This window comes from Arthrobacter sp. P4_F10, assembly GCF_056401435.1.
This window is the reverse complement of sequence record NZ_JBFUJJ010000025.1, coordinates 1-25,779: the sequence shown is the minus strand read 5'-3', so window position 1 is coordinate 25,779 and position 25,779 is coordinate 1. Positions and strand designations below refer to the sequence as shown.

Here is a 25,779-nt window from a genome sequence, read left to right as displayed (position 1 = left end):
CCCCTGGTGGGAAGCGGCCGGCTCTTCTTGCTTGGGTCCGGGCTGGGCTATTTGATCCAGCGCAGGTTGAACTCGTACCGGTGCGGCTGGCCACGGTTGACGTGGATGCCTGCCGCCACCGAGAAGCACGTCACGGCGATCCAGATCACGGTGGCGAGCACGGCGAAGAGGTTGCCCACCACGGGAATGAACACCAGCAGATTGGCGAGCACCGCGGCGATGGTCGGCGGCAACGTGAAATTGAGGGCTTCCTTGGATTCCTGCGCCGTGAACGGGCCGCGGTCCTTGAAGATGAGGTAGATCAGCAGCGACGGAACGCAGCCTAGGATGCCGCCGAAGTGGGCCAGCGTGGCCCATTGCCGGTCCTCGCTGGCCGTCAGCGGCAGCGCATTTGCCGGAACGCCATGGTACGGGGGCTGACCTTGGCCGGCCTGGTTGCCCGTGTGTTCGCGTGCGTTATCTGCCACGGTATAGCCCTTCGGATTGCGGTGATGCGTTGCTGCCTGGGTTGTGCCTGGAATAGCCGGAACCGCGCTGGGTGCGCGGCCGCCGTTCCAAGAATACTTGCTCGGGCGCGGAAATGGAGATCAGGGAGTGTCCGCCGCGGCGGACTAGGGCACGGTGAGGAAGTCAATGACCTCTTCCACGCGGCCCAGCAGGGACGCCTCCAGATCCGCATAGCTGCGGACAGCCCCCAGAAGTTTCTGCCAGCCGAGGCCGATGTCCTCCTTCGTGGAGTGTGGCCACCCGAATGCCATGAGGATGCCGGTCTTCCAGTCGACGCCGCGCGGGATCACGGGCCACTGCTCAATACCCAGGACCGCGGGCCGGATGGCCTGCCACACGTCGACGTAGGGGTGGCCCACAATCAGGACGTTGCCGGCGGCGCCCGGTGACGCCATGACGGCGTCGGCGATCCGTGACTCCTTGGAGTCGGCCACCAAGTGGTCAACGAGCACGCCGAGGCGGCGGCCCGGGCCCGGCCCGAACTCCGCCACGGCGGCCGCGAGGTCGTCAATGCCGTGCAGCGGTTCGACGACGATGCCCTCCACACGGAGGTCATCGCCCCAGACCTTCTCCACCAGTTCGGCGTCGTGCTTTCCTTCCACCCAGATGCGGCTGGCCTTGGCCACCTGTGCGCGGTGCCCCGCCACCCGCACCGAACCCGACGCCGTGCGGCCGGCACCGGCGGCCGGCGCCGCCTTCTTCGGGGCCGGCGGCATCAGCCGGATCGGCTGGCCGTCCAACAGGAAGCCAAAGCCGAGGCGGAAGGAACGGGACTTGCCCCGCCGGTCCTCCAACGCCACCACGTGCATGCCGCCGGATTTTTCCACCCGGGTCACGGCACCCACCCAGCCGGACTGGACCTCCTCGAGGACCATCCCGCGTTCCACCGGGACTTCCGGCAACTGGGTCTTGGCGGGGGCGGACAGGTCCTGGGGTCCCCAGTTCTGGTACGACATCTCTACACGCTTACTTTGCACTCGGAATGTACGGCGGTCGGTGGAACTCTCCGGGGCCGGAACCGGACCGCGACGGCGCGGCAACGGCAGCGGCTGCCACGGTCTCGGCACCGACGTGACGGGAATCGCGATCGCGAGGGCCACGCCTGGAGCGAATCCAATGCTAACAACGCGGCGACTCATATTAGACTGGTTAGCACTTAGGCATGTCGAGTGCTAACCCTTGTCCCGAAGAGGGCCGTCTCAGTATTACTTCTGGGTACTGCTTCTGGGCGCGAACCGGACAACGCGGGCGGCACCGACTGCGGGACAGTCGATTGGAGGTGGAGCGTGAGCGAACCGCGCAAACTCGAAGTGCTGCGCGCCATCGTGGAGGACTACGTCCATTCGCGTGAGCCCGTTGGTTCCAAAGCGCTCGTTGAGCGGCACCATCTTGGCGTGTCCAGCGCCACGATCCGAAATGACATGGCGGCGCTGGAGGACGAAGGCCTGATCACGGCACCGCACACTAGCGCAGGCCGGATCCCCACCGACAAGGGCTACCGGCTTTTCGTTGACCAGATTTCAGCGGTGAAGCCATTGTCTTCGGCCGAGCGCCGGGCCATCCAGGCGTTGCTGGAAGGATCCGAGGACCTCGACGACATCCTCGACCGGACCGTGAGGCTCCTCTCCCACCTGACCAACCAGGTCGCCGTCGTGCAGTATCCGCTGCTCAGCCGAGCCAAGGTGCGGCACATAGAATTCGTGCTGCTGGCCCCCCGGAAGGTGCTGATTGTCCTCATAGCGGACACCGGCAAAGTGGAGCAGCGCGTCATCGACGTCGGGCAGGACCTTCCCGACGACGCCCTGGCGGAGCTGCGTACACGGTTCCTGGCGAGCCTCTCCGGAACGCCGTTGAGCCTGCTGCCCCAGCTTCTGCCCACGGTCGTCGCCAGTGGCGCGCCGGCGAGCCGCGGAGCGGCCCAGGCCCTGGCCCGCGGCCTTGAAGCCCTGGCCACGAGCAGTCGCGAAGAGCGGATGGTCATGGCCGGTACCGCGAATCTGGCACGCTCCAATGTGGACTTCCCGCTCAGCATCGGCCCCGTGCTGGAGGCGCTCGAGGAGCAGGTGGTCATGCTCCGCCTGCTCAGCGAAATGGCCGAAGACCCGCGCGGCGTAACCGTCAGCATCGGCCGGGAGAATCCGTACGTCGGTCTTGCCGAGGCCTCGGTCGTGGCCACTGCCTACGGGCCGGACGCCACGGCCAAGGTCGGCGTCCTTGGACCCACCCGGATGGACTATCCCACCACCATGGCCGCCGTCCGCGCGGTGGCCCGTTACCTTTCGAGGATCCTGGGGCCCTGACGGGCCCGGGACCGAACGCGACTTCTTGCCCCACAGGCAGTGCCCCACCGGCAGTATGAAAAGGAAGAGATACACACTTTGAGCAGCCACTATGACGTTCTTGGAGTCTCCCGCGACGCAACGGGGGAGGAGATCAAGAAGGCCTACCGGAAACTGGCCCGGACCTTGCACCCGGACGTGAACCCAGGAGAAGACGCCTCGGACCGGTTCAAGGCCGTCACCCACGCCTATGAGGTCCTCTCCGATCCGCAGAAACGCCGGGTGTATGACACCACCGGCAACGAGAACGGCACCGACAACGGCTTCGGTGGCGGCAGCTACTCAGGCCAGGGCTTCGCCTTCCAAGACATCTTCGAGACCTTCTTCGGGGCGGGCGGCGGCCAGGGCGGCCCGGCGTCCCGTGTCCGCCGCGGCCAGGATGCGCTGATCAGCGTCCGGATTGACCTGCGCGACGCGGTGTTCGGCGTGAACAAGAAGCTTGAGGTCGACACGGCTGTCGTCTGCCCCACCTGCGAAGGCTCCTGCTGCCGCGAGGGCACCCACCCGGTGCGCTGCGACATCTGTGGCGGCAGTGGCCAGGTCCAGCGCGCTGTGCGCTCCATCCTGGGCCAGGTCATGACCTCGGCGCCCTGCGGGTCCTGTGAGGGCTTCGGCACCGTCATCAAGGACCCCTGCAACGAATGCAGCGGCCAGGGCCGGATCCGCAGCCGCCGCTCGCTGACCGTCAAGGTACCGGCCGGCGTCGGCACCGGCACCCGCATCCAGCTGTCCGGCCAGGGCGAGGCAGGGCCCGCCGGCGGTCCGGCGGGGGACCTGTACGTGGAGATCCGGGTCAACAACGACGCCACGTACGTCCGCGACGGCGACGACCTGCACGCGAGCCTCAACATCCCCATGACGGCCGCCGCACTCGGCACCGAAATTAGCCTCGACACCTTCGACGGGCAGCAGGAGATCGACGTCAGGGCCGGCACCCAGTCGGGCGAGATCATCACACTGCGCGGCCTTGGTGTCACCCACCTGCGAGGCCACGGGCGCGGTGACCTGAAAGTGCACCTGCAGGTCGAAACACCGGGCAAGCTCGACGCCGCCCAGGAAGACCTGCTCCGCCAGCTGGCCAAGCTGCGCGGCGAGCACTTCACGGCCGGAAAGCTCGCGGCCAGCGGCGGCGTCTTCGCTAAACTCCGGGACAGGCTCGGTAACCTGTAGCGGTGAGTAACCCGGTCTTCTTCACCGCCCCCGGCACCTTGGACCAGCAGGTCCCCGGCTCCGCCTTCGTCCTGGAGGGCCCTGAGGCCCGCCACGCCGTCACCGTCAAGCGGATCGCCGTCGGCGAGGCCGTCGACATCGCCGACGGCGCGGGCAAGCGGCTGACCGGCACGGTGACCGCCGCCCTGCCCGGCGAGCTGACCGTCGAGTGCCTCGAGGTTGCCAACGAGCCGCGGCCCGGGACCCGGCTGGTCCTGGTCCAGGCCCTCGCCAAAGGCGACCGTGACGAACTTGCGGCCGAAACGGCCACCGAGCTGGGCATCGACGCCGTCATTCCCTGGCAGGCGGAGCGGTCCATTGTGCGGTGGAAGGCTGAACGGGCCGCGAAGGCGCACGCCAAATGGCAGTCGGTGGTGACAGCAGCAGCCAAGCAGGCGCGCAGGGCCTGGATACCGGAGGTCCGGGCGGCAGTGGACGGCGCCGGTCTGCAGGCGGCCGTGGCGGCCGCAGATCTCGCGGTCATCCTGCACGAAGATGCCGTCCGACCGCTGCGGCACGTACTCGAATCATGGCTGGCAACCGCGCAGCCCGGCGACAGCGGGTCCCGTGAAGTGCTGCTGATCGTGGGCCCTGAAGGCGGCATCAGCCCGCGGGAGGTGACCCGGTTGTGCGACGCGGGGGCGGTCACGGCCCTGTTGGGCCACCATGTGCTGCGCTCGTCCACCGCGGGGCCCGCCGCCACCGTACTGGCCAGCGACATCCTCGGCCGCTGGTAACCGGCGGCCGGCGTCGTCGCTTCTTGACGCGCAAGACCATTTGACGCGAAAGACTATTTAACCGTGAAGCCGCGGGTGTCCTGGAACACTTCCTTGGCGCTGTCCGACGCGTCCACCTGGGACACCCGGACCTCGTAACGGCCCGGGCCGAGGTTCACGGACAAGGTAAACAGCCCGGACTTGACGGAGTCGGCCGAGGCCGTGGCGTTGCCGTTGAGATAGGCCGTCTTGTCGTTGTCGCCGTCACCGTCGACTTTGAGGATCGCCCAGCGGAGCTTCCCGCCCTGGACGGTGCTCCGGCCGCTGATCTTGACCGAACCGTCAGCCACGGAGGTGCCTTCCTGCGGATCAATGATCCACACAGGTGCCACCATCCCGGCGCTGCGGGACGTCGGCTCGCCCAGCCGGACATGGTTGAAGGCCACGTAGTCCGTGTGACCGTCAACCAGCACAACCACCTGGATCTGCTGTCCGGCATCGATAAGGCCTGCGCTGGCCGCGGCAGCCGTCGCCGTGTAGACGAGCTGCTGGATGGCGCGCTCGGCCATGGCCGCATCCACGTTGCTGTTGAAGGCATCCGCCGAGACATCCACCGTGATGACATTCTTGCCGGAAATCGACGTCGCGAGCTTCTTCGGGTTTTGCCAGGGCGTGAAGAAATCCGGGTCCAGCGGCTTCTGGGACATCATCACCCGCAGGGCGCGGGTGACGGGGTTGTCCTGGTCAGGGACGTCACGGAACTCGCGGTAGAGGAACGCGTTGTCATTGCTCCGGCCGATCCAGTACACCGGAGCCTTGTTCGACGTCTGGGCTGTTTCGAGCGGAGCGCTGGTGGTGGGCACACCCGACGCCGGGACGGGAATGAGCTCCGACGGGCTGCTGGAGTTCGTGATGCCGCTCTGCGGCGTCGCCACGCAGCCGGACAGGAGGAGGGCGGCGGGCAGCGCCAGCGCCAGCGCGGCGCGGCGGACGCGCCCCACCGATGAGTGCTGAACTTCACGCTTCCTGATGCCGCTGTCCCTTCTTATGCCCCGCGTTCCGCGGCGATGATCCGTTGTAGCCGTCGTAGACCGCTCGTGACCGCCCCATCCTTCACCTGCCGGAGAGCAGCCCGGCGATCCTGGGACAGCCGGATTCCAGCATGGCACACCGGCACGGCGCGACAGCCGGGTTTCGGTCCCGGCGCCGGAACTGCAACGGGAACGATATGAGGCCGATACAAAGTTGATACCTAATTCGTTCGGTTCTGTCCTGCAATGAGCTCCCGGACTGGCCCCTCGTGCAGGGCCAGATAAACATCGTCCCGGATCTGATTCGCCTCTGCATCCGTCATGGTCCGAGCGAGGGGACGCAGCACCAGACGTATTAGTGCGTTGGCCTGCCCATCGCAGATGCGAAGTCGTTCCTGCGCTTTTACCGGAAGGTCTCCATACGAAGTTAGGGCCAAGAGTTCGACGCTTTCCAGGTCCTCGGCCTTTTCGCCTAATGCTGTTCGCACTCGGTCACCGAGCACTTCGGTATCCATGTCCGCGGGAACCACGATGGAGATGTCCCTGCGGATGGATGGCATCTGGGAGACCGGTTTCCACCGGGACAGGTCCAGCATCTGCTGTTCGATTCTCTCGTCCGTCGACCTAAGCAACCTGATGTCGGGGATGCCTTTGCGGAGCATCAGGGCCCGGTCCAAACCCATCCCAAGAGCCAGGCCAGACCACCTTGTGGGATCCAGGCCGGCTTCGGAGAACAGATGAGGTGCCATGAGCCCGCATTCTGCGAGTTCGAGCCACTCTCCCTCCATGAGGACATCGACCTGCAAGCCTTCTCTGGTGTAGGGATGAACGGCTGGAACTGCGCGCCATCGTGCCCCTGGAAGCACCGCCTTCACCAGCGATCCGATCATGTCCTGCAGGTTCTCTGCGTCGAGTCTTTCTAGCGAGCTGACGCGCCACAGGTCGACCTGGTGGGGAGTTCCCACGTGGGTGCGGTCGACGCAGTCGCGTCGATAGACCAGACCGGGGACGGCCCAGAGTTCGTCCGTGGATGCGTCGTCGTCCAGTGCCCGCAGCTGCGACGGGATGGATGCCGACGTGTGGCTGCGGAGCATGACCGTTGGACTGAGGTAGCGGGAGTACCTTTGGTCCCGCGTGACGTCCGATGCGTTGAACCCCAAACGATCGTAATTGTCGGCCACACTCACGAGGGGGCTGTGGCGGACGATTCGTCCTGGCACTGCCCATTCATGGCAGAGAGCGTCGATGATGCCCTGCAACAGCGGCTGCATCGCATGGGGCCGGCCGTCCGGATCTGAAAGATCGCGGATGGTCAAAGCGTCGTGGAGCTCGGAGGGACGGAGATGTGCTCTGTCTGGCTTGAGCAGCCCTCGAAGGCCCGGGCGAATGGATCACTTTCGCGGCAGCCGGCACAGAGACGATCCGCAAGAATGTTCAGGGGGCCTGGGTAGCCCCGGTTCTGGGAGGCGCGTCTTTCCGAAGAACAATGGCTGCGACTGCGCCGGCAGATGCGATGAGGACCAATGGAGTTTGGAAGACGGCGGCCAGAATGGCGAAGCCTGAATCTGCTGCGGGTTCCGACGACGAAAATATCGACGCCACGTCGATCATCAACGCAACCGCATATCCGGCGTAGAAGCAAAGCCGGATGGCCATGGCGTCAGTATGGCATTGCTCGTAAAGTGGCTTCCCTCGCGGCCCTACTTTTACTGCGGGTCCCGGCCACGGAACAACAGGGTCAAAGCTAGGCTGGGCAGATGGAATACCAGATCCGCCAGGCCGCGGTTGAGGATGCTGATGCCGTAGTTCGGATGCACACCCTGGCCCATGAGGAATGCTACGGGCACCTTTTGCCCTCGGAATTCTTCGATGCGCGCCGTGCCAGCATCCCGGAGCGCGTGGAAAAACGTCGAGCGTATCTGGACAGCGCTCAGCCTCGAATCATCGCCTTGGACGCGAGCGATGAAATCGTTGGATTTGCCGACGCAGGTACGGGACGTGACCATGACTTGCCCGGAGAATTTGAGCTTTACTCCATCTACACTCTGAGGCGCACGCATGGCACTGGGCTCGGTGTCGCGCTGCTGAAGGCCGCACTCGGCGATTTACCCGCCTATCTGTGGGTGCTCGAGGCCAACGCCCGCGCCCGGGCCTTCTATGCCAAGAACGGTTTTAGGCCCGATGGGAAACGCAAGTTGCTTTCACCCGACTGGGAGGAACTACCTGAGATACGGATGGTCCGGTCTGACATATAACCGGGCAACGTGCCACGCTGGGCGTCAACTGAGGTCACCCGCCGTCCCGTGCGTTACCAGGTGGTGTTGACCGCTGAAAAGACGAGAGAATCCCGCCAATGCCCACGAATGATTTTGTCCGCCCTCCGCAATCCGACCTGGACCATACCCATCTTTTCCAGCACCCTCGCCGAAGCGGTGGTCTGCAGGTTGCGGTAACGTCCCGCAGTCTGAGGGTTTCTTTGCCGAATCTGAGGAGGGAGGCTGCGGCCTCAGTGGCATACCCGCGGCCCCAGTGGTCAGCATCAATCACGTACCCGAGTTCGCCCCGGCCCTGATCAACGGCGAGCCCGACAGAACCAAAAGGGTAGCCACCCGGAAAGGTGACAGCGAGAGTGAAGTTTGTCCGGCTCGCGCCGCGTTGCGCCCCCACGCACATTTCGAGGAATTCCTGAGTTTCGCCGGTTGTATTCGGTCCCCAGTCCACGAAATCGGCGATTCTCACATCAGAAGCGAACGAATGTACCGCTGCGAAATCATCCATCGTGTACTCGCGCAGCAGGAGACGCTCAGTCTGCAATTCCATGTCTTCATCATGCCGTAGCCGACGCATCGGCCTCGCTGAAGGGGAGCAGGTCTGGATTCACACGGACTTGCAACCAGGAAACCTTATGATTGCCGACGCGCGGCTCGCCGGTGTCCTCGACTGGGGAGGCCATTGGCGATCCGGCGGTCGACCTCATCGTCGCCTGGAACCTGCTCGAGGATAAAGGACGCGCCGCATTTCGCGATGCAGTAGGCGTTGACCAGACGACGTGGGAACGCGGCCGCGCTTGGGCACTGTCGATTGGAATCATCACCTATCCCTACTATGTCCACACCAACCCGGCCCTTGCGCGGGTTTCCAGGTATCAAATCGATCAGGTAGTTGCGGACATCTCGCGAACGGCGTGAGGCCGGGCACCTGCCAGCCGAGTGTCAAGGAAGGTAGCCAGCCGGTTTGGGCATCAGCTAGCACTCCGTAGCCGGCGCCTTCGTCTTCCTGGAAGCAAGGACCCCTCCAAAGGGTTCGCCAATTCCTTATTGGAGGGAGGCTGTCAGGCGCGCCAGGTTGTCGAATACTTTTTGGGCTATGGGCCGCCGGAGCCAGTCCGCGAGCTGCAGCTCACGGCTTTCCACGCGGTACCCGTCTTCGATCCCTCGAATTGCGTCCACAAAACCGCGCCCGTGCACAAGTACGGATACCTCCATGTTGAGGCTGAAGGAACGGACATCCATGTTGCTGGACCCAATTACCGCAACCTCCTCATCGATGGTGAAGTGCTTCGAGTGCAGCACCTTGGGCGACCGGTATAGGTAGATCCTGACGCCGGCGCGGAGCAGTGCCTCGTAGTAGGAACGCTGAGCATGGTAGACCATGCTCTGGTCTCCGACCTCGGAAACAAAGAGCTCGACGCTTAGCCCCCGCGCGGCTGCCGTGACAATAGCCATCAGGATGGATTCGTCCGGGACAAAGTATGGACTGGTGATGCTGACACGCCGCTCAGCTTTGTGGATGAGCGTCGCGTAGAGCTTCAAATTGTTGTCGTTGTCGAAGCTGGGACCGCTGGGCAGGACTTGTGCGTCAATGAGTGCAGAACCGTGGCTGGCGCCTATGGGGCTTGAATCCAGTGGCAGTATCACATCCGTTTCGCTGTACCAGTCCGTCGCGAAGACCGCATCCAGTTCCCGGACCACAGGTCCCTCAACGCGCATCATCAGCTCGTGCCACTGGAGCCCGCGCTTCAGGTTGGCCTTCGTGTCGTAGCTCGCGTCGATGACGTTCTGGGATCCAGTGAATCCCACGCGGCCATCGACGACCAAGATCTTCCGGTGATTGCGCAGGTCAGGCCTCTGCCATTCGCCGCGCCATGGCCGCACCGGCAGCATGGGGCGATATTCCGCCCCTATCTCCTGGAAGAAGTCCAGGGTTTCTTTCCGGCCGGGGAACTTCAGGCCAGCCAAATGATCGGACAGAACCCGGACGTCGACGCCGCGTCGTCTTGCCCGGGCCAACGCTTGAAAATACGGCGTCGTCGTTGCGTCCAGCACCAGGATGTAAAACTCCACGTGCACGTAACTGGTGGCCGAATCAATCTCAGCGATCATGGCATCGAAAGTGCCGTTGTAGTCGCCCAATAGGGTCGCACTATTGCCCGACACCATAGGGAGCGCCCCAAGGTTGCTGTTCAATACCACCGCAGAATGCAGCCACTCCGGCCAGTCAAGGCCGCGGCTAACCAGCGGGCTGCCTTCAGTCCGCGCCAGGACCAGATTGTTGACTTCGCGCTGTTTGTCCCGGCGCGCCTTGGGCAGTTTCGAGTAACCGACAAAGAAAAACGCGATTGCACCAAGGATCGGTATGAAGATTATGGCGAGCACCCAGGCAATAGCAGAGGATGGACGGCGATTCATCGACACGAGGACAGTTGCGACGGTCACGAGCAGTATGTGGGCCGCCAGCAGGAGCAAGGCGAACGTTTCAATATCCTGGAAGAATCCGCGCACTGCTGCCTCAACGTTCTTCGATGCCGCGAACGCCGTCAGACGAGCACACGGTTCTTGATTCTTTCTAACTCTTCAGCGCTGCCGGTTCCAGCGTCCAGGAGTTCCTTGGCTTTGGAATGGTTCAATTCCTGAGCGCGAAAGAGGTCACCGATGAGCGCAAAAACACCAAACAGGCAGGCAAAGAATACGGACGCTGTGAGGAACCACCAGAAAATATCCCAAAAGTTTCCCGGGAGACTCATTTGTGATTCCTGCTCTCAAAGTTGCGGCGTCTCGGTGCGACGCCTTCTCGTTTCCGGGACGGTCCGTCCTTCAGCCCTGCCAGTGGAAGGTATGACTATTGTTGGCGTCATGCGTGGCATGGGCCTCACCCGCTGCGGGTGAAATCCCTACGAGGGGACGGAGGGCTTGTCGACGAGGATGGCGGCCTGAGGGTCTTTCTCCATGGCTCTCGGCGAACGCACAAGCTGGGCGCGCATCACAAAACCTTGCTCGGTGAACCGCAGCGCCACGTCGTCGGGGGCGTGCCGTTCTGCACGGAGTTGGACGTCGTGTCCGTAGGCACGGTCAATAGTGCGGTGGCCGCTGCCGGCGTGGAATCCGATGAGGGCCGAGCCGCCTGGGCGGAGCGTTCTCCAGAACTCGCGCGCGATCGCCGGCAGGGCCGTCGGGGGAGAGTGGATGATCGAATACCAGGCCAGGATGCCGTCTGCAGCGGCGTCGGCTGCCGGCAGGTCAGTCAGCTCTCCGACTTCGAACGACAGCTCGGGATGCAGCTGCTGCCCGACCCGGACCATTTCGGGCGACAGGTCGACGCCGCTGACGTTCAGCCCGGCGTGGCTGAGGTAGCTGGTCATTCGTCCGGCACCGCATCCGACGTCGATCAACTGTGTCATACGCGGATCTGACGTCCAACAGGTTCTCGGAGTTTGGCATCGACCGAGCCTAGCGGCCATGGCCGGCGAACCCCAGTTACCCGGATGCCGCCGGCAGCCCGCGGTCCAGGTCCCTACGGTCCGCAAGGTTCCCAGGCGGTGCCGAATTTTTACGTCATGCAACGGGTCCGTGACGCGCTGTGTCGCTGCGCGACTGTGCGTTGCAGCCGGGCTTGGGAAGCCGGGTCCGCGGTGGTTGATTGGGGTTTCCAGCGTCGAAAGGACCCGCCATGACGGAACAAACTGATCTCAGCCCGAGGACACTCCGCCACATTCTCGGACACTTCGCCACCGGCCTGACGGTGATCACGGCAGCAACGAAGCACGGGCCGGCCGGGTTCACGTGCCAGTCCTTCTCCTCCCTGTCCCTGGAGCCGGCCCTTGTCACCTTCAGCCCGGCACGGACGTCCACCACCTGGCCGCTGCTGCGTGAGGCGGGCCGGTTTACCGTGAACATCCTGCCCGCAGAACATCAGCATCTCGCGGGGCAGTTCGCGCGGTCGGGAACGGAGAAGTTCGCCGGCGTTGAGCACTCGCCCTCGCCCTTGGGCAACCCCGTCCTGGACCAGGCACTGGCCTGGGTGGATTGCGAACTGCACCAGGAGTACGACGGCGGGGACCACACGATCGTCGTCGGCGCCGTCCGCGCCCTGGGCGCACGACCCGGCGCCGAGCCCCTGCTCTTCTACAAGGGAGACTACGTCGGTGTCCGGTCCGGCGCCGGCGCGCTGGAGAGCGTGGCATGACCATGCTGCAGTCGCTGTCCCGCTTGTGGGCAGCCTGGGCCTTGACGGCGGCACGGCCGGCTCGGCCCGGCCGCGGGGACGATGCGGAGCGGGGGAGCGCTGTACAGCCGTTCCCGGTTACCGGCGCCCACTGGCTGGATGGGTGGGTCGGCTTCGGAAACACCGACGTGTAACGCCCGACGCCGGTTCCCCGTACGGCGTCGGGCGCGCCGCGCTGGCGTAAGATGGAAGCACCCGTTGACCCGGGCCGCGGGCGGTGCGAACCGCCGTCGGTACGGATCACGGCGACCGACCATATTCATACTGGAGGGGACCAGAGGCCCGCGGGCCAACACCATGACTGAAGCAGCGAACGGCAAGGCCCGGTTCAGCGCCCGAGAACGCACCGCAGGGGAATTCCCCCACTCCCTACCAGGGCTGCGGACGGAGGTGGTCGTGTTCGACGACTCAGAACAGATGGTCCAGTCGCTGGGCAGCCATGACGAAGCCTTAAGGTTCATCGAAAACCAGTTCCCCGCCGTCGATTTCCATGTCCGCGGGAATGAGCTTGCCATCAGCGGTCCTGCCGCCGACGTGCCGCGCATCATGCGCCTGCTCAACGAGGTGCGCGGGCTGGTGGCCAGGGGCACCGTCATCACCCCGGCCGTCCTGCAGCAGCTCGTCTCCCTGCTCCGCAGCCAGTCACTGCAGAACCCCGTGGAAGTGTTGACCACCAACATCCTCTCCACCCGCGGGAAGACCATCCGGCCCAAGACGCTGAACCAGAAGAACTATGTGGACGCGATCGACGCGAACACGGTGATCTTTGGGATCGGGCCGGCCGGTACCGGCAAGACCTACCTGGCGATGGCCAAGGCGGTCCAGGCCCTGCAGCAGAAGGAAGTCAGCCGCATCATCCTGACCCGTCCCGCCGTCGAGGCGGGGGAGCGGCTAGGCTTCCTGCCGGGCACCCTGAGCGACAAGATCGACCCCTACCTGCGGCCCTTGTACGACGCCCTGCACGACATGATGGACCCCGAATCCATTCCGCGCCTCATGGCCGCCGGCACCATCGAAGTCGCCCCGCTGGCCTACATGCGCGGCCGGACGCTGAACGACGCCTTCATCATCCTCGATGAGGCCCAGAACACCACGCCGGAACAGATGAAGATGTTCCTGACCCGTCTGGGCTTCGGCTCCAAGATGGTGGTCACCGGGGACATCACCCAGGTGGACCTGCCCTTCGGCACCCGCTCGGGGCTCAGGATCGTCGAGGAGATCCTGCAGGGGATCGAGGACGTCAACTTCTCGATCCTGGATGCCTCCGACGTCGTCCGGCACCGCCTGGTCGGGGATATCGTCAACGCCTACAGCATCTGGGACGAAGTCCAAAGGAACCGGGTCAAGCACTCCGTTGCCCGGGAAACGCGGGGAGAACACGCATGAGCATTGAGGTCAACAACGAATCCGGCGTCGTCGTGGACGAGTCGGAGCTCGTGGCTCTGTCGCGTTTCATCTTCGAAAGCCTCTACATCCACCCGCAGGCGGAACTGTCCATCCTGCTGGTGGACGAACCGGCCATGGAAAAGCTCCACCTTGAACTGATGGACGAACCCGGCTCCACCGATGTCCTTTCCGTGCCTATGGACGAGCTCACCCCGGGCACGCCGGACAAGCCGACGCCCCAGGGCATGCTCGGCGACATCGCCATCTGCCCCCAGGTGGCCGAGGTCCAGGCCCGCAACGCCGGCCACTCCACCCAGGACGAGATGCTGCTGCTGACCACGCACGGCATCCTGCACCTGCTGGGCTATGACCACGCGGAGCCGGAAGAGAAGGAAGAGATGTTCGGGCTGCAGCGCGAACTGCTGACCGCCTTCACCGGCAAAGCGGCCCCGTCCGAGACGGTTCAGTGACCCCACTGATCCTGGCCGGCATGGCGCTGGTGTTCCTTAGCTTTGCCGCGGTGCTCACCGCTGCCGAGTCCGCTTTCAACTTCCTGCCCCGGCATGATGCCGAGCAGGCGGTCCTGCACAGCAGGGGCACGTCGCTCAAACGCATCCTGGCGCAGCCCGTGGGGCACATGCGCGCCCTCCGGTTCTGGCGGGTCTGGTTCGAGATGGCAGCCGCCGTCGCCGTGACCGTCCTCCTCTACAGCATGCTGGACAACGTCTGGCTCGCCGGCCTGGCGGCCACCGGCATCATGGCAGTGGTCGGCTTCGTGATCGTGGGGGTGTCCCCGCGGCAGCTCGGCCGGGTCCACTCAGCCGCCCTGGTCCGGTTCAGCGCCCCGCTGGTCCGGTCCCTCTACGCCGTGCTCGGCCCGATCCCGGGCTGGCTGGTGCGGCTTGGCAGCGTCGTCGCCCCCGGCGCGCCGGCCGACAGCGAGGCGTTTTTCAGCGAAGAGGAATTCCGCGAACTTGTGGACCGGGCCACCGAGTCCGACGTGATCGAGGACAACGAGGCCGAGCTGATTCAGTCGGTCTTCGATTTCGGGGACACCCTGGTCCGCTCAGTCATGGTGCCGCGGACCGACATCCTCACGATCGACTCCGGGTCCAGCCTGCGGCGTGCGATGTCGTTGTTCCTGCGCTCCGGGTACTCGCGGATCCCGGTCATCGGCGAAAACACGGACCAGATCCTGGGCATTGTGTACCTCAAAGACGTCGCCGCCTGCCTCCACAACCTCGGCCCGGACGAGGACCCGCCGGCGGTGGACGAACTCGCCCGCGAGGTCCGCTACGTGCCGGACTCGAAGCTTGTCAGCGACCTGCTCCGCGAACTCCAGAAGGAATCCACGCACGTTGCGATCGTCATCGACGAATACGGCGGAACGGCAGGGCTGGTCACGCTTGAGGACCTCATCGAGGAGATCGTCGGCGAGATCGTGGACGAATACGACACCGAAAGCGCCGAGGCCGTGGCCCTGGGCGACGGAAGCTACCGGGTCAGCGCCCGGATGAGCATCGATGACCTCGGAGAGCTCTTCGACCTCGAGCTCGACGACGACGAAGTGGACACCGTGGGCGGCCTGCTCGCCAAGGCCCTCGGGCGGGTGCCGATTGTCGGCAGCGCCGTCCAGGTCCACGGGCTGTCCCTCCGCGCCGACCGGCTCGAGGGCCGGCGGAACCGCGTCAGCCACATCATTGCGGCCGCCGTAGCAAAAGAACAAACTGACCTTGAAGACCTTCTCGACGAGGCCGCACCAATCCAACAGGGAGTCTCACGTGAGCAAGCAGAATAAGTCCGACGGCGAAGCAGCCTACGGCGGCTACCGGGCCGGGTTCTCGGTGCTGGTGGGGCGGCCCAACGCGGGCAAGTCCACCCTCACCAACGCCCTGGTCGGCCAAAAGGTCGCGATCACCTCGGCCAAGCCGCAGACCACCCGGCACACGATCCGTGGCATCGTGCACCGGGATGACGCCCAGCTGATCCTCGTGGACACCCCGGGCCTGCACCGCCCGCGCACGCTGCTGGGGAAGCGGCTGAACGAACTCGTCGCCGACACCCTCGCCGAGGTTGACGCGATCGGTTTCTGCCTGCCGGCCAACGAGAAGATCGGCCCGGGAGACAAGTTCATCGCCGCCCAGCTCGCCGCCCTCGGCAACAAGCCGATCATTGCGATCGTGACCAAGGCCGACACCGTGGACCGCCAGGGCCTCACCGAGCAGCTGCTCGCCGTCGCCGCCCTGGGCCGCGAGGTCCTCGGCGAGGACGGCTGGAAGGACATCGTCCCGGTCTCCGCCACCGACGGCTTCCAGGTCGAAACCCTTGCCGACGTGCTGATCAGCCACATGCCGGCGTCGCCGCCGCTGTACCCGGACGGGCACCTGACGGACGAACCCGAAGCGGTGATGATCGCCGAACTCATCCGGGAAGCCGCCCTCGAAGGCGTCCGCGACGAATTGCCGCACTCCTTGGCCGTCGTCGTCGACGAAATCGTTCCGCGGGAAGGCCGGCCCGAAGACCGGCCGTTCCTGGACGTCCGCGTCAATCTCTACGTTGAGCGGCCCTCCCAGAAAGCCATCATCATCGGCAAGGGCGGCGCCCGGCTCCGCGAGGTCGGGACCAACGCGCGCAAGGCGATTGAGGCGCTGCTCGGTGCCCGGATCTACCTCGACCTGCATGTGAAAGTCGCCAAGGACTGGCAGCGGGACCCGAAGCAGCTCGTCAAACTGGGCTTCTGAGCCGGGCGCTGTTTAGGCCCTATTTCGGCCGTCGGCTGGCTCCGCCGCTCCCAAGGCGGGGCCCATCGGCGTTTTCTCAGATTCGGACTCTAAAATGGGCTGACTCCCCGTTCGTTTAGGAAGGCTCAACAAGTGGTTCGACCCCGTGACAACCGTGCCGACGGATCCGCCCCGCCGGCTCGGTCAACCGCCGTTGCCCGGCACACGGCCGATCCCGCCGTTGGTCCGGCCCGCCACCTCGGCGCTGCCCGCCGGACCCCCACCTGGCTGAAAGTCTTCACGGGAGTGGTGGCCGTGCTCCTGGTCGGCGTGATCGCTTTCGGCGCCTACTGGGCCATCCGGCTCCAGGGCAACCTCACCAAGGCCCCGCTGAGCGCTGGCAGCACCAAGACCGAGAACGCCGTGAACGATTCGACGGACCGGATGCAGATCCTGGTCCTGGGTTCGGACACGCGCGACGGGAAGAATGCGCAGTACGGAACCAGCGATGACGCGACCGGCTATGGGCACTCGGATGTGATGATGCTGATGGACATCTCCGCGGACAACAAGCGGGTCAATGTCGTCAGCTTCCCCCGGGACCTGCTGGTCGACATTCCCAAGTGCAAGGATCCGAAAACCAACAAGGAGTACCCGGCCCAGACGGGTGTCATGATCAACTCGGCTATGTCCGAGGCCGGCATCGGCTGCGCCGTGGACACCGTCAACAAGCTCACCGGCCTGGAAATCGACCACTTCATGATGGCCGACTTCAACGCCGTCAAGGAACTCTCCAACGCCGTCGGCGGTGTGTCAGTGTGTGTCAGCGACGCCGTGTACGACCCCGACTCGAAGCTGCGGCTGCCCAAGGGCACGTCCACCGTCCAGGGCGAGCAGGCACTGTCCTTCGTCCGCACCCGGCACGCCTTCGGCGACGGCGGCGACCTCGGCCGCATCAAGGCCCAGCAGGGCTTCCTGTCCTCCCTGACCAGGAAAATCAAGGACGACGGCACCCTCACCAACCCGGCCCGGATGCTCGGCATCGCGGACGCGATCACGAAGAACCTGACCATCGACGACGGTCTGGCCTCGGTGCCGACGCTGCTGACCGTGGGCAACCGGCTCAAAAACATCGACGTCGGCAAGGTGGCCTTCGTGGCCACGCCCACTGTCCCGGCCGAAGCGGACCCCAACCGGCTGCAGCTGGCCGAGCCCGCGGCATCCCAGCTGTTCAATGCGATGCGCAACGACGTCGACCTGACGGATCCCACCGCAACGCCGAGGGCTTCCCCTAGTGCCAGCGCCACGCCGACGCCCAGCGCCACGGTACCGGCCTACGACAAGACGCTGCAGCCCGTCACTGTGGCCAACGGCTCGGGCGTTCCGGCCCGGACCCAGGAGATCATGCAGGCCATCAAGGGCGCCGGCTTCACACAGGTGGGACAGTTGACGGCTCCGCCCGTCGCGGCGACGGCTGTGTACTACGGTGCGGACTACGCTGACGTGGCCGCGGACGTCGCGGCGGCGCTGGGTGTGGCGCCGGGCCGGGTGCTCCCGGCCGCCGGAGTTGCGGGAGTCCAGGTTTACCTGGGCAGCGATTTCGCGAACGGGACACCGACCGCAGACACCACGCCGCAATTGCCGGCGGACATCGTCAACCAGACAGCCGGCGACACCGTCTGCCAGCAGGCGAACCCGGCGCTGATCACCGGCTGACTATGCGCTGAAGCGCAGGGTCCCGGCAGTGACTGAAACCTGCGGCGACAAACTGGCGCCAACGACGGAGGGCCGGCCCGGGAAACCCCGTGGCCGGCCCTTTTAGCTTTGACAGCCGCCGGTCACCAGATGCTGACGCGCTCCTGCGGTGGCATCCACATGCCGTCCTGATCGGTGACGTCGAACGCTTCGTGGAAGGCATCGAGGTTCTTGGCGATCGAGTTGGTGCGGAACTCGTTGGGGGAGTGCGGGTCCGTCGCCAGCCGGCGGACGGCCTCTTCAGTCCGGATGACCTGCCGCCACCCCGCGGCCCAGGACGCGAAGAAGCGCTGGACCCCGGTCAGGCCGTCGAGCACCGGGGGCTCCTTCCCGTCGAGGCTGATCAGGTAGGCCTTGTAGGCGATTGTGAGGCCGCCGAGGTCGCCGATGTTCTCGCCCAGGGTCAGCTTGCCGTTGACGTTGTGGCCGGGGGCGGCCGTGGGGGAGAGCGCGTCAAACTGCGCCACCAGCCGGGAGGTCAGCGCCTCGAAGGCGGTGCGGTCGTCCTCGGTCCACCAGTTGCGGAGCAGGCCGTTGCCGTCATACTGCGAGCCCTGGTCATCGAAGCCGTGGCCGATTTCGTGGCCGATCACGGCACCGATGCCGCCGTAGTTGACGGCGTCATCGGCGTCGGCGGTGAAGAACGGAGGCTGCAGGATGGCGGCGGGAAAAACGATCTCGTTCAGCAGTGGGTGGTAGTAGGCGTTGACCGTCTGCGGGGTCATGAGCCACTTCTCGCGGTCCACGGGCTTGCCGACCTCGTCGAGGTGGCGGTCGACGTCGGCGCTGTGCGCGCGCTCCACGTTCCCCAGCAGATCGGCGGGATCGACCTCCACGGCGGAGTAGTCGATCCACTTGTCCGGGTAGCCGATTTTGGCGCGGAAGGTGTCCAGTTTCTTCAGGGCCTCGAGCTTCGTTGCCTCGCCCATCCAGTCCAGTCCCAGGATGGAGTCCCGGTACGCCGCGATGAGGTTGGTGACAAGGGTCTGCATGCGTGCCTTGTTGCCTTCCGGGAAATGTTCGGCCACGTAGATCTGGCCGACCGCCTCACCGAGGCCCGCCTCGACCACCGCGACGCCGCGCTTCCAGCGGTCTTTGATCCGCGGCGTACCGCTCAGGGTGGTGCCATAGAACGCGAAGTTCGCGTCCACGAACGCCGCGGACAGGTAGGGGGCGGCCGCGCTGACCACGCGCATGGCGAGCCATTCCTGCCATGTGGCCAGCGGTTCGGTGGCCAGCAGGGAGGCCGCGCCGGAGAAGAAATCTGGGGTGCTCATCACGAGTTCGGCGCGCTTGTCCGGCTCGATGCCGGCGGCGTCGAACCAGTCGGCCAGCAGCGGGAACAGCTCCGCGGCCTCACCGGCTGACTTCAGGTTGTACGTCTTTTGCGGATTCCGCAAAGTCACGTTGTCCCAGTGGTGCGAGGCGAGCGAAGTTTCCAGCGCCACCACGCGTCCGGCCGCGCCCTCCGCGTCCGCCACATCGGCGAGGCCCAGAATGGCCTGAACGTGTTCCCGGTAGGCCCGGACCATCGGGGCGAACTTCTCTTCCCGGTAATAGGACTCATCCGGCAGGCCGAGGCCGCCTTGGCCGGTGTAGAGCAGCACCCGGTCCGGGTTTCCGGCGTCCGGGGCGGGGTAGATATAGAAAAGCCCCGAGACATCGGCGCGGAACAGGCGTCCGGCCAGCGTCACGAGTGCGGGCACCGACGTCGTGGCAAAAACCTCCGCCAGCCGCGCGCGGAGCGGGTCCAGGCCCTTGGCTTCCACCGCCGCCTCGTCCATGAAGCTGTTGTACAGGTCCCCGATCTTCCGCTCGATGCCGGTAGCCTCGGCACCACGCGCGGCGGCCCGCTCGATAATTTCCTTCACGGCGAGCTCCGAAGCGTCGCGCAGCGCAGTAAACGTGCCCTCCAGGGGCCGGTCGTCCGGAATGACCGTGCTGTCGAGCCAGCCGCCATTCACGTGCTGGTACAGGTCATCCTGAGGACGGACGTTGGCGTCGATGGTGGACAGGTCGATTCCCGAAAGTGGCACGGATGCTCCTTTGAGAGGCAGTCCGGCGCCGGAGCGTTTGTCGGCGCACAGTCTGCATGGTGGACGTTACGGTGGTCTGGCTCCTTCATCTTACGCACCCGTGTTACTGTGAAATTGTGCGCGCAGAACTGCTTCTTCTTAGCTGCCGCGGCGAGGCCTCAGACGCGATCTAGCGCAAGGCCCACCCTCGCTGCGGAGTTTGTGTTGCCCGGCCACCCTTTCACCAAGAACCACAGAAAAGGCCCCGATTGTAATGCAGAACGCACAGAAGCCCTCAGGAATGCCGGTCCACCGTTACATCCCGTTCCAGGACCAGATCACCGTTGAACTGCCGGACCGCACCTGGCCCGACAAAGTCATCACCAAGGCCCCGCGCTGGTGCGCCGTGGACCTGCGCGACGGCAACCAGGCCCTCATCGATCCCATGAGCCCGGCCCGCAAGCTGAAGATGTTCCAGCTGCTGGTCCGGATGGGCTACAAGGAGATCGAAGTCGGTTTCCCCTCGGCGTCGCAGACGGACTTCGATTTCGTCCGGCAGCTGATCGAGGGCAACCACATCCCCGACGACGTGACGATCCAGGTGCTGACGCAGGCCCGTGAGCACCTGATTGAGCGGACCTATGAGTCCTTGGTCGGCGCGAAACAGGCGATCGTCCATCTCTACAACTCCACGTCCGTCCTGCAGCGCCGCGTGGTCTTCAACCAGGACGAAGACGGCATCCTGGACATCGCCCTTCAGGGCGCTCGGCTGTGCAAGAAGTACGAGGAAACCCTCGTCGATACGCACATCACCTACGAATACTCGCCCGAGTCCTTCACCGGAACCGAGCTGGAATACGCCATCCGCGTCTGCAACGCGATCGCCGACGTCTTCGAGGCGTCCGCGGACCGGCAGGTCATCATCAATCTGCCCGCCACGGTGGAAATGGCCACCCCCAATGTCTACGCCGACTCCATCGAGTGGATGAGCCGGAACCTGCACCCCCGGGAGGGCATCATCCTCTCCCTGCACCCGCACAATGACCGCGGCACCGGCGTTGCCGCCGCCGAGCTCGGCTACCTGGCCGGCGCAGACCGGATCGAGGGCTGCCTCTTCGGCAACGGCGAGCGGACCGGCAACGTGGACCTGGTGACCCTGGGCCTGAACATGTTCGTCCAGGGCATCGATCCGATGATCGATTTCTCCGACATCGACGAAATCCGCCGCACCGTGGAGTACTGCAACCAACTGCCCGTGGCCGAGCGCTCCCCGTACGGCGGAGACCTGGTCTTCACCGCGTTCTCCGGCTCGCATCAGGACGCGATCAAGAAGGGCCTGGAGGCCCTCGAAAAGGATGCGGCCGCGGCGGGCAAGGACGTGGCCGACTACACCTGGCAGGTCCCGTACCTGCCGGTCGACCCGAAGGACCTTGGCCGCAGCTACGAGGCGGTCATCCGCGTCAACTCGCAGTCCGGCAAGGGCGGCGTCGCGTACCTGCTCAAGAACGAACACAGCCTGGACCTGCCGCGCCGCGCCCAGATCGAGTTCTCCGGCGTCATCCAGAAACGGACCGACACGGTGGGCGGGGAAGTCAGCGGACCCCAGCTGTGGCAGGTCTTCCAGGACGAATACCTGCCCTCGGGTTCGGCCGACACGCAGTGGGGCCGCTACGCCCTCGGCTCGATCAGCACCGAAACTGACGAGGACGGCGCCATGACCCTGACCGCCGCCCTGAAGGTCGACGGAAACCAGGTCCGCCGGACCGGGACCGGCAACGGCCCCATCGCGGCCCTGCTGAGCATCCTGCGCGAGGACGGCGTGGACGTACGCGTCCTGGACTACAGCGAACACGCGCTCTCCGAAGGCGGCAGCGCCCTGGCCGCCGCGTACGTCGAATGCGCCGTGGGGGAGCGCGTGCTCTGGGGTGTCGGGATCGATGCCAACACCAGCACGTCCGCCCTCAAAGCCGTCATCTCGGCCGTGAACCGCGCCATTCGGGACGCCCGCGCCTGATCCGTCCGCCGGCACGGCATGCTCCGGCACGGCGTCCGCCAGAACGGCAGACACAGCCACGGAAGACACTGACCTGAGACACACTGCGCCGCCGGAACACTCCGGCGGCGCAGTGTTTTACCTCGGCGGTGCTGCCCATGCCGTGATTCCGTAAAGACAGTGCGAAGATTAACTGTGGCCCAACAATCCTTCGCAGCGCGCGCCTACCGTGATGACGCCGTCGTACTGCGCACCCATAAGCTGGGCGAGGCCGACCGGATCATCACCCTGCTGACAAAGCACCACGGCCAGGTGCGAGCGGTGGCGAAGGGCGTCCGACGCACCAGCAGCCGATTCGGCGCCAGGCTGGAACCGTTCATGGTGGCCGATCTCCAGCTGATTTCCGGGCGCACGCTGGACGTCGTCACGCAAGCCGTGGCCAAAGGCGCCTACGGCGGAAACATCGCGGCGGACTATGGCCGCTACACGGTGGCGGCCGCCATGACCGAGACAGCAGAGAAGCTCACGGACGTCGACGGCGAAGCCGGAACCGCCCAGTACAACCTGCTGGTTGGTGCACTCGCGTCCCTGAGCCGGGGTGACCACGCCTCCGAACTGATCCTGGATTCGTACCTGCTCCGCGCCCTTGCGACCGGCGGCTGGGCGCCGAGCTTTACCGACTGCGCCCGGTGCGGTGCGCCCGGGCCGCACACGGCCTTTTCCGTGCCGCTGGGGGGCATGGTCTGCCCCGAGTGCCGGCCGCCGGGGTCCCCGGCGCCTGCCCCGGAAACCGTGGTCCTGCTTGGTGCCCTGCTCACCGGGAACTGGACGACGGCGGATGCCTCCGAATCCGTTCACCGCCGGGAAGCGGCCGGCCTGGTGGCCAGCTACCTTCAGTGGCACCTGGAGCGAGTCCTCAAATCCCTCAAACATGTGGAGCGAACGTAAAAGTGGCATTGGGAAGAAGCTTGGGAAGAAACCTGGAGAAGAGCCAGGGGAAGCAGGCCATTGTCCGGCGGCGGACCGCCCCGGTGGTGGCTCCCTATCCGCATCCATCCGGCGCTGTTCCGCCCGCGATTCCCGCGGAGCTCATTCCGAGGCATGTAGCGATCGTCATGGACGGCAACGGACGCTGGGCGAACCAGCGCGGCCTGCCGAGGATCGAGGGCCACAAGGCGGGGGAGCCCGCCCTGCTGGACGTCATGGCCGGCGCGATCGAGCTGGGAATCGAGCACGTCAGCGTATACGCCTTCTCCACCGAGAACTGGCGGCGGTCCCCCGAGGAGGTGCGCTTCCTGATGGGCTTCAACAAGGACGTGCTGCGCCGTCAACGGAACCAGCTCGATGACTGGGGGGTCCGGATCCGCTGGTCCGGGAGGCGTCCGAAACTGTGGGGCTCGGTGATCCGCGAACTCGAAGAGGCCGAGGACTACACCCGCGGCAACAGCACCTGCACCTTGAACATGTGTGTCAACTATGGCGGACGCGCCGAGATCGCCGACGCCGTCGCCGCGATCGCGGAGGAAGTGGCGCAGGGCCGGCTCAAACCGGGCGCCATCACCGAACGGACCATCCAAAAGTTCCTGGACGAGCCGGACTTGCCCGACGTTGACCTGTTCCTGCGCAGCTCCGGCGAGCAGCGGCTGTCCAATTTCATGCTGTGGCAGTCGGCCTACGCCGAGTTCGTGTTCATGGACACCCTGTGGCCGGACGTGGACCGCCGGACGCTGTGGGACGCCGTCGAGATCTATGCCCAGCGGGACCGCCGCTACGGAGGAGCGGTCGACGCCGCTCCCGTCGCAGGCAATCAGGGCACCTGACCGGCCGGCCGGACCGGGCCTCTGCCTGCCGGAGGCGGGCCGCTGCCGCCGGCGCCTAGTTCGCGTCAGCCGAATACGTACGCCCTGAGCCACCGGGACAGCCGGGCATAGGCGTCCGCGCGGACCCGGGGTGCGGAGAGGAAGACGTCATGCAGGGCCCCGTCAATCCGCTCCAGCGTGACGGTCCGGCCCAGGCTAAGCGCTCGTAGGGCGATCGTGTTCACGTCGAGGACCGCGTCGGTGCGGCGCATGGACTCCTTCCAGAACATCCCGTTGGCGCTGGCGCCCGAAATCAGCACGAGGATGGGCACATCGATGTTCAGGCCGCGCGCCACCTTGGACTGACCGCTCAGCACGGCGCTGAGCCAGCCGGCACGGACCGGAAAGGCATGCGGCGGACGGTAGGCATCGTCCAGCGCCCATTCGCCCTCCGCCGCGCTGCTGATGCTGCGCCAGTAGAAGGCACGCTCTGGCAGCCGGATCACCGACTCTGGCCAGAACCGGGCGAACGGCTCCACCATGGTCCGCGCGGCCCGGCGCAGGGCGGGGCTGCCGTGGACCTCCAGCCACGGGCTGTCCAGAACCAGCTGCGATGCCACCCCCGGGTGCCGGTCGGCCCACAGCGCCGCGATGAGGCCGCCGGTGGAGTGGCCCATGAGTATCAGCCGCGGCGCCGCGCCGGCCGGCCGGAGCGAGCCGATGATGCCGATCGCTGCTGTGATTTCGGCGTCGTAGTTGTCCAGGTCCGCGACGTAGCCGCCGTGGGTGCCCGGCCGCAGGCTGCGGCCGTGGTTGTGCATGTCGAGTGCGAAGAACTCAAATCCCTGCCGGGCCCAGAATTCCGCGAGTTCCTCGTTGAAGAAGTAGTCACTCCAGCCGTGCAGGAACAGCACGGCCCGGGCCGGCAGGGCAGATGGTGCCGGTCCCAGCGGGGTATGGCGGACCAGGGTGGCCGTGCGCAGCACGCCGTCAGGTCCGGTGGCCTCGAAGGCGCACGCCTGGAAATCATCCCCCAGTATGTCGGTCCGCCACTGCATCGACTTTCCTCCTGCGCTGTTGCCTGCGCCGCTGACTATGCTGCGGACGCCGCGGAGCGGCCGGCCGAACGTCCGGAGAAGAGGCACCCGCCCAGGAATGTCCCCTCGAGGGCCCGGTAGCCGTGAATTCCGCCGCCGCCGAACCCTGCGGCTTCACCGGCGGCGAACAGCCCGGGTACGGGCTGCCCGGTCACGTCCAGGACCCGCGACTGCAGATCCGTGTGCAGGCCGCCGAGGCTCTTGCGTGTCAGGACGGAGAGCCGGACGGCAAGCAGCGGACCGTGGCGCGGATCCAGCAGCCGGTGCGGTGGCGCCACCCGCATGAGCTTGTCGGTGGCGAAACGGCGCGCGGCCCGAATGGCCGCCAGCTGCGGATCCTTGCCCAGCCCGCTGGAAAACTGCCGGTCCCGGTCGCGGATCAGCTGGTCCAGGGTCCCGGGGTCAATGAGCTGTCCGCCAGTCAATTCGTTCATTTGGCCGGCCAGCCCGGCGGGGTTGTCCGCCTGCAGGAAGTCGACTCCGCGGTCCAGGAAACGCTGCAGCGGCGTGTCGCTGCCGGGCTTCAGCCTGGCGGCCAGCAGGCGGACATCCTTGCCCGTGAGATCCGGGTTCTGCTCTGATCCGGACAGGGCGAACTCCTTCAGGGCGATGGTCCTGTTGAGGACGAACCAGGAATGGGCATGTCCGGTGGGCAGAATGTGGCGGAGGGCGCCGAGGGAATCGAATCCGGGAAACAGGGGAGGGGGTAGG

The 25,779-nt window shown here is 65.7% G+C and carries 25 protein-coding genes and 1 pseudogene; 15 read left to right on the top strand and 11 right to left on the bottom strand.

Features of this window, described 5'->3' with window-relative positions:
• Nucleotides 1–47 precede the first annotated feature (47 nt).
• Both AC1DR1_RS18420 and AC1DR1_RS18415 read right to left on the bottom strand, forming a co-directional pair.
• Nucleotides 48–467: a DUF4870 domain-containing protein gene (locus tag AC1DR1_RS18420; RefSeq protein ID WP_229993351.1), complete on the bottom strand. Its 420-nt coding sequence runs from the start codon at nucleotides 465–467 to the stop codon at nucleotides 48–50.
• A gap of 144 nt (nucleotides 468–611) precedes the next feature.
• Nucleotides 612–1,463: a DUF3097 domain-containing protein gene (locus AC1DR1_RS18415; RefSeq protein WP_229993350.1), complete on the bottom strand. Its 852-nt coding sequence runs from the start codon at nucleotides 1,461–1,463 to the stop codon at nucleotides 612–614.
• A 330-nt stretch (nucleotides 1,464–1,793) separates the two neighbouring features.
• Between AC1DR1_RS18415 and hrcA the strand changes: the two genes are divergently transcribed.
• The 3 genes from hrcA (at nucleotide 1,794) to AC1DR1_RS18400 (ending at nucleotide 4,792) form a co-directional block, all read left to right on the top strand.
• Nucleotides 1,794–2,807 carry a heat-inducible transcriptional repressor HrcA gene (gene hrcA / locus AC1DR1_RS18410; protein WP_364743522.1) on the top strand — a complete coding sequence of 338 codons (1,014 nt, stop codon included), beginning with the start codon at nucleotides 1,794–1,796 and terminating at the stop codon, nucleotides 2,805–2,807.
• 78 nt (nucleotides 2,808–2,885) lie between these two features.
• Nucleotides 2,886–4,016: a molecular chaperone DnaJ gene (dnaJ, locus tag AC1DR1_RS18405; protein WP_229993348.1), complete on the top strand. Its 1,131-nt coding sequence runs from the start codon at nucleotides 2,886–2,888 to the stop codon at nucleotides 4,014–4,016.
• A gap of 2 nt (nucleotides 4,017–4,018) precedes the next feature.
• Entirely contained in the window at nucleotides 4,019–4,792 is a 774-nt protein-coding gene (locus AC1DR1_RS18400; RefSeq protein WP_229993347.1) for a 16S rRNA (uracil(1498)-N(3))-methyltransferase, read from the top strand.
• A gap of 53 nt (nucleotides 4,793–4,845) precedes the next feature.
• Here AC1DR1_RS18400 and AC1DR1_RS18395 read toward each other — a convergent pair whose 3' ends face one another.
• Complete coding sequence (locus AC1DR1_RS18395; RefSeq protein WP_229993346.1) at nucleotides 4,846–5,772, bottom strand: GerMN domain-containing protein; 927 nt, start codon at nucleotides 5,770–5,772, stop codon at nucleotides 4,846–4,848.
• 251 nt (nucleotides 5,773–6,023) lie between these two features.
• Nucleotides 6,024–7,118 (bottom strand): PheS-related mystery ligase SrmL, encoded by a 1,095-nt coding sequence (srmL, locus tag AC1DR1_RS18390; protein ID WP_229993345.1) that lies wholly within the window; start codon nucleotides 7,116–7,118, stop codon nucleotides 6,024–6,026.
• A gap of 441 nt (nucleotides 7,119–7,559) precedes the next feature.
• On the opposite strand from srmL, the gene AC1DR1_RS18385 reads away from it, so the two are divergent.
• Nucleotides 7,560–8,057, top strand: coding sequence for a GNAT family N-acetyltransferase (locus AC1DR1_RS18385; RefSeq protein ID WP_364743518.1), 498 nt, complete (start codon nucleotides 7,560–7,562; stop codon nucleotides 8,055–8,057).
• A gap of 34 nt (nucleotides 8,058–8,091) precedes the next feature.
• On the opposite strand, the gene AC1DR1_RS18380 is transcribed toward AC1DR1_RS18385, so the two are convergent.
• Complete coding sequence (locus AC1DR1_RS18380; protein ID WP_476993051.1) at nucleotides 8,092–8,622, bottom strand: GNAT family N-acetyltransferase; 531 nt, start codon at nucleotides 8,620–8,622, stop codon at nucleotides 8,092–8,094.
• Between AC1DR1_RS18380 and AC1DR1_RS18375 the strand changes: the two are divergent.
• Nucleotides 8,621–8,707 (top strand): annotated as a pseudogene (locus tag AC1DR1_RS18375) (hypothetical protein); the annotation flags it as partial. The gene AC1DR1_RS18380 and the pseudogene AC1DR1_RS18375 overlap by 2 nt on opposite strands.
• Nucleotides 8,708–8,711: 4 nt before the next feature.
• Nucleotides 8,712–8,990 carry a hypothetical protein gene (locus tag AC1DR1_RS18370; protein WP_229993340.1) on the top strand — a complete coding sequence of 93 codons (279 nt, stop codon included), beginning with the start codon at nucleotides 8,712–8,714 and terminating at the stop codon, nucleotides 8,988–8,990.
• 126 nt (nucleotides 8,991–9,116) lie between these two features.
• Here the strand turns inward: AC1DR1_RS18370 and cls are convergent, their stop codons facing one another.
• The 3 genes from cls to AC1DR1_RS18355 all read right to left on the bottom strand — a co-directional run bounded on the left by cls (nucleotide 9,117) and on the right by AC1DR1_RS18355 (nucleotide 11,539).
• Nucleotides 9,117–10,583, bottom strand: a complete 1,467-nt coding sequence (gene cls / locus AC1DR1_RS18365) for a cardiolipin synthase (protein WP_229993339.1) — start codon at nucleotides 10,581–10,583, stop codon at nucleotides 9,117–9,119.
• Nucleotides 10,584–10,618: 35 nt separating this feature from the next.
• Nucleotides 10,619–10,825: a hypothetical protein gene (locus AC1DR1_RS18360; protein ID WP_364743514.1), complete on the bottom strand. Its 207-nt coding sequence runs from the start codon at nucleotides 10,823–10,825 to the stop codon at nucleotides 10,619–10,621.
• A 147-nt stretch (nucleotides 10,826–10,972) separates the two neighbouring features.
• Complete coding sequence (locus tag AC1DR1_RS18355; RefSeq protein ID WP_414645449.1) at nucleotides 10,973–11,539, bottom strand: class I SAM-dependent methyltransferase; 567 nt, start codon at nucleotides 11,537–11,539, stop codon at nucleotides 10,973–10,975.
• A 209-nt stretch (nucleotides 11,540–11,748) separates the two neighbouring features.
• Between AC1DR1_RS18355 and AC1DR1_RS18350 the strand changes: the two genes are divergently transcribed.
• The 6 genes from AC1DR1_RS18350 to AC1DR1_RS18325 all read left to right on the top strand — a co-directional run bounded on the left by AC1DR1_RS18350 (nucleotide 11,749) and on the right by AC1DR1_RS18325 (nucleotide 18,125).
• On the top strand, nucleotides 11,749–12,264 hold the full coding sequence (locus AC1DR1_RS18350) for a flavin reductase family protein (protein WP_229993336.1): 516 nt from the start codon (nucleotides 11,749–11,751) through the stop codon (nucleotides 12,262–12,264).
• Nucleotides 12,265–12,600: 336 nt separating this feature from the next.
• Nucleotides 12,601–13,689 (top strand): PhoH family protein, encoded by a 1,089-nt coding sequence (locus tag AC1DR1_RS18345; RefSeq protein ID WP_229993335.1) that lies wholly within the window; start codon nucleotides 12,601–12,603, stop codon nucleotides 13,687–13,689.
• On the top strand, nucleotides 13,686–14,159 hold the full coding sequence (ybeY, locus tag AC1DR1_RS18340; RefSeq protein ID WP_018773095.1) for an rRNA maturation RNase YbeY: 474 nt from the start codon (nucleotides 13,686–13,688) through the stop codon (nucleotides 14,157–14,159). The genes AC1DR1_RS18345 and ybeY overlap by 4 nt, the downstream gene beginning before the upstream one ends.
• Nucleotides 14,156–15,487: a hemolysin family protein gene (locus AC1DR1_RS18335; RefSeq protein WP_229993334.1), complete on the top strand. Its 1,332-nt coding sequence runs from the start codon at nucleotides 14,156–14,158 to the stop codon at nucleotides 15,485–15,487. Before ybeY ends, AC1DR1_RS18335 begins: the two co-directional genes overlap by 4 nt.
• Nucleotides 15,471–16,430, top strand: a complete 960-nt coding sequence (era, locus tag AC1DR1_RS18330; protein ID WP_229993333.1) for a GTPase Era — start codon at nucleotides 15,471–15,473, stop codon at nucleotides 16,428–16,430. Before AC1DR1_RS18335 ends, era begins: the two co-directional genes overlap by 17 nt.
• Nucleotides 16,431–16,562: 132 nt before the next feature.
• Nucleotides 16,563–18,125, top strand: coding sequence for an LCP family protein (locus AC1DR1_RS18325; RefSeq protein ID WP_476993050.1), 1,563 nt, complete (start codon nucleotides 16,563–16,565; stop codon nucleotides 18,123–18,125).
• A gap of 122 nt (nucleotides 18,126–18,247) precedes the next feature.
• Here AC1DR1_RS18325 and AC1DR1_RS18320 read toward each other — a convergent pair whose 3' ends face one another.
• Nucleotides 18,248–20,200, bottom strand: coding sequence for a M13 family metallopeptidase (locus AC1DR1_RS18320; protein WP_476993049.1), 1,953 nt, complete (start codon nucleotides 20,198–20,200; stop codon nucleotides 18,248–18,250).
• A 253-nt stretch (nucleotides 20,201–20,453) separates the two neighbouring features.
• On the opposite strand from AC1DR1_RS18320, the gene leuA reads away from it, so the two are divergent.
• From leuA to AC1DR1_RS18305, 3 genes are all read left to right on the top strand, one after another.
• Entirely contained in the window at nucleotides 20,454–22,193 is a 1,740-nt protein-coding gene (gene leuA / locus AC1DR1_RS18315; protein ID WP_229993330.1) for a 2-isopropylmalate synthase, read from the top strand.
• A 174-nt stretch (nucleotides 22,194–22,367) separates the two neighbouring features.
• Entirely contained in the window at nucleotides 22,368–23,120 is a 753-nt protein-coding gene (gene recO / locus AC1DR1_RS18310; protein WP_229993329.1) for a DNA repair protein RecO, read from the top strand.
• Between the two features lie 20 nt (nucleotides 23,121–23,140).
• On the top strand, nucleotides 23,141–23,992 hold the full coding sequence (locus AC1DR1_RS18305; protein WP_364743505.1) for an isoprenyl transferase: 852 nt from the start codon (nucleotides 23,141–23,143) through the stop codon (nucleotides 23,990–23,992).
• Between the two features lie 65 nt (nucleotides 23,993–24,057).
• Here AC1DR1_RS18305 and AC1DR1_RS18300 read toward each other — a convergent pair whose 3' ends face one another.
• Together AC1DR1_RS18300 and AC1DR1_RS18295 are read right to left on the bottom strand one after the other, a co-directional pair.
• Nucleotides 24,058–25,029 (bottom strand): alpha/beta hydrolase, encoded by a 972-nt coding sequence (locus AC1DR1_RS18300; RefSeq protein WP_229993327.1) that lies wholly within the window; start codon nucleotides 25,027–25,029, stop codon nucleotides 24,058–24,060.
• A 35-nt stretch (nucleotides 25,030–25,064) separates the two neighbouring features.
• Nucleotides 25,065–25,779 (bottom strand): FAD-binding protein (locus tag AC1DR1_RS18295; protein WP_476993048.1); only part of this gene is annotated, 715 nt, incomplete at its 5' end.

Coding starts and splice junctions, on each gene's coding strand:
- AC1DR1_RS18385 (WP_364743518.1), top strand. CDS start 7,560: ATGGAATACCAGATCCGCCAGGCCGCGGTTGAGGATGCTGATGCCGTA.
- AC1DR1_RS18380 (WP_476993051.1), bottom strand. CDS start 8,622: ATGGAATTGCAGACTGAGCGTCTCCTGCTGCGCGAGTACACGATGGAT.
- AC1DR1_RS18360 (WP_364743514.1), bottom strand. CDS start 10,825: ATGAGTCTCCCGGGAAACTTTTGGGATATTTTCTGGTGGTTCCTCACA.
- leuA (WP_229993330.1), top strand. CDS start 20,454: ATGCAGAACGCACAGAAGCCCTCAGGAATGCCGGTCCACCGTTACATC.
- AC1DR1_RS18355 (WP_414645449.1), bottom strand. CDS start 11,539: ATGGCCGCTAGGCTCGGTCGATGCCAAACTCCGAGAACCTGTTGGACG.
- AC1DR1_RS18300 (WP_229993327.1), bottom strand. CDS start 25,029: ATGCAGTGGCGGACCGACATACTGGGGGATGATTTCCAGGCGTGCGCC.
- AC1DR1_RS18415 (WP_229993350.1), bottom strand. CDS start 1,463: ATGTCGTACCAGAACTGGGGACCCCAGGACCTGTCCGCCCCCGCCAAG.
- ybeY (WP_018773095.1), top strand. CDS start 13,686: ATGAGCATTGAGGTCAACAACGAATCCGGCGTCGTCGTGGACGAGTCG.
- AC1DR1_RS18350 (WP_229993336.1), top strand. CDS start 11,749: ATGACGGAACAAACTGATCTCAGCCCGAGGACACTCCGCCACATTCTC.
- AC1DR1_RS18345 (WP_229993335.1), top strand. CDS start 12,601: ATGACTGAAGCAGCGAACGGCAAGGCCCGGTTCAGCGCCCGAGAACGC.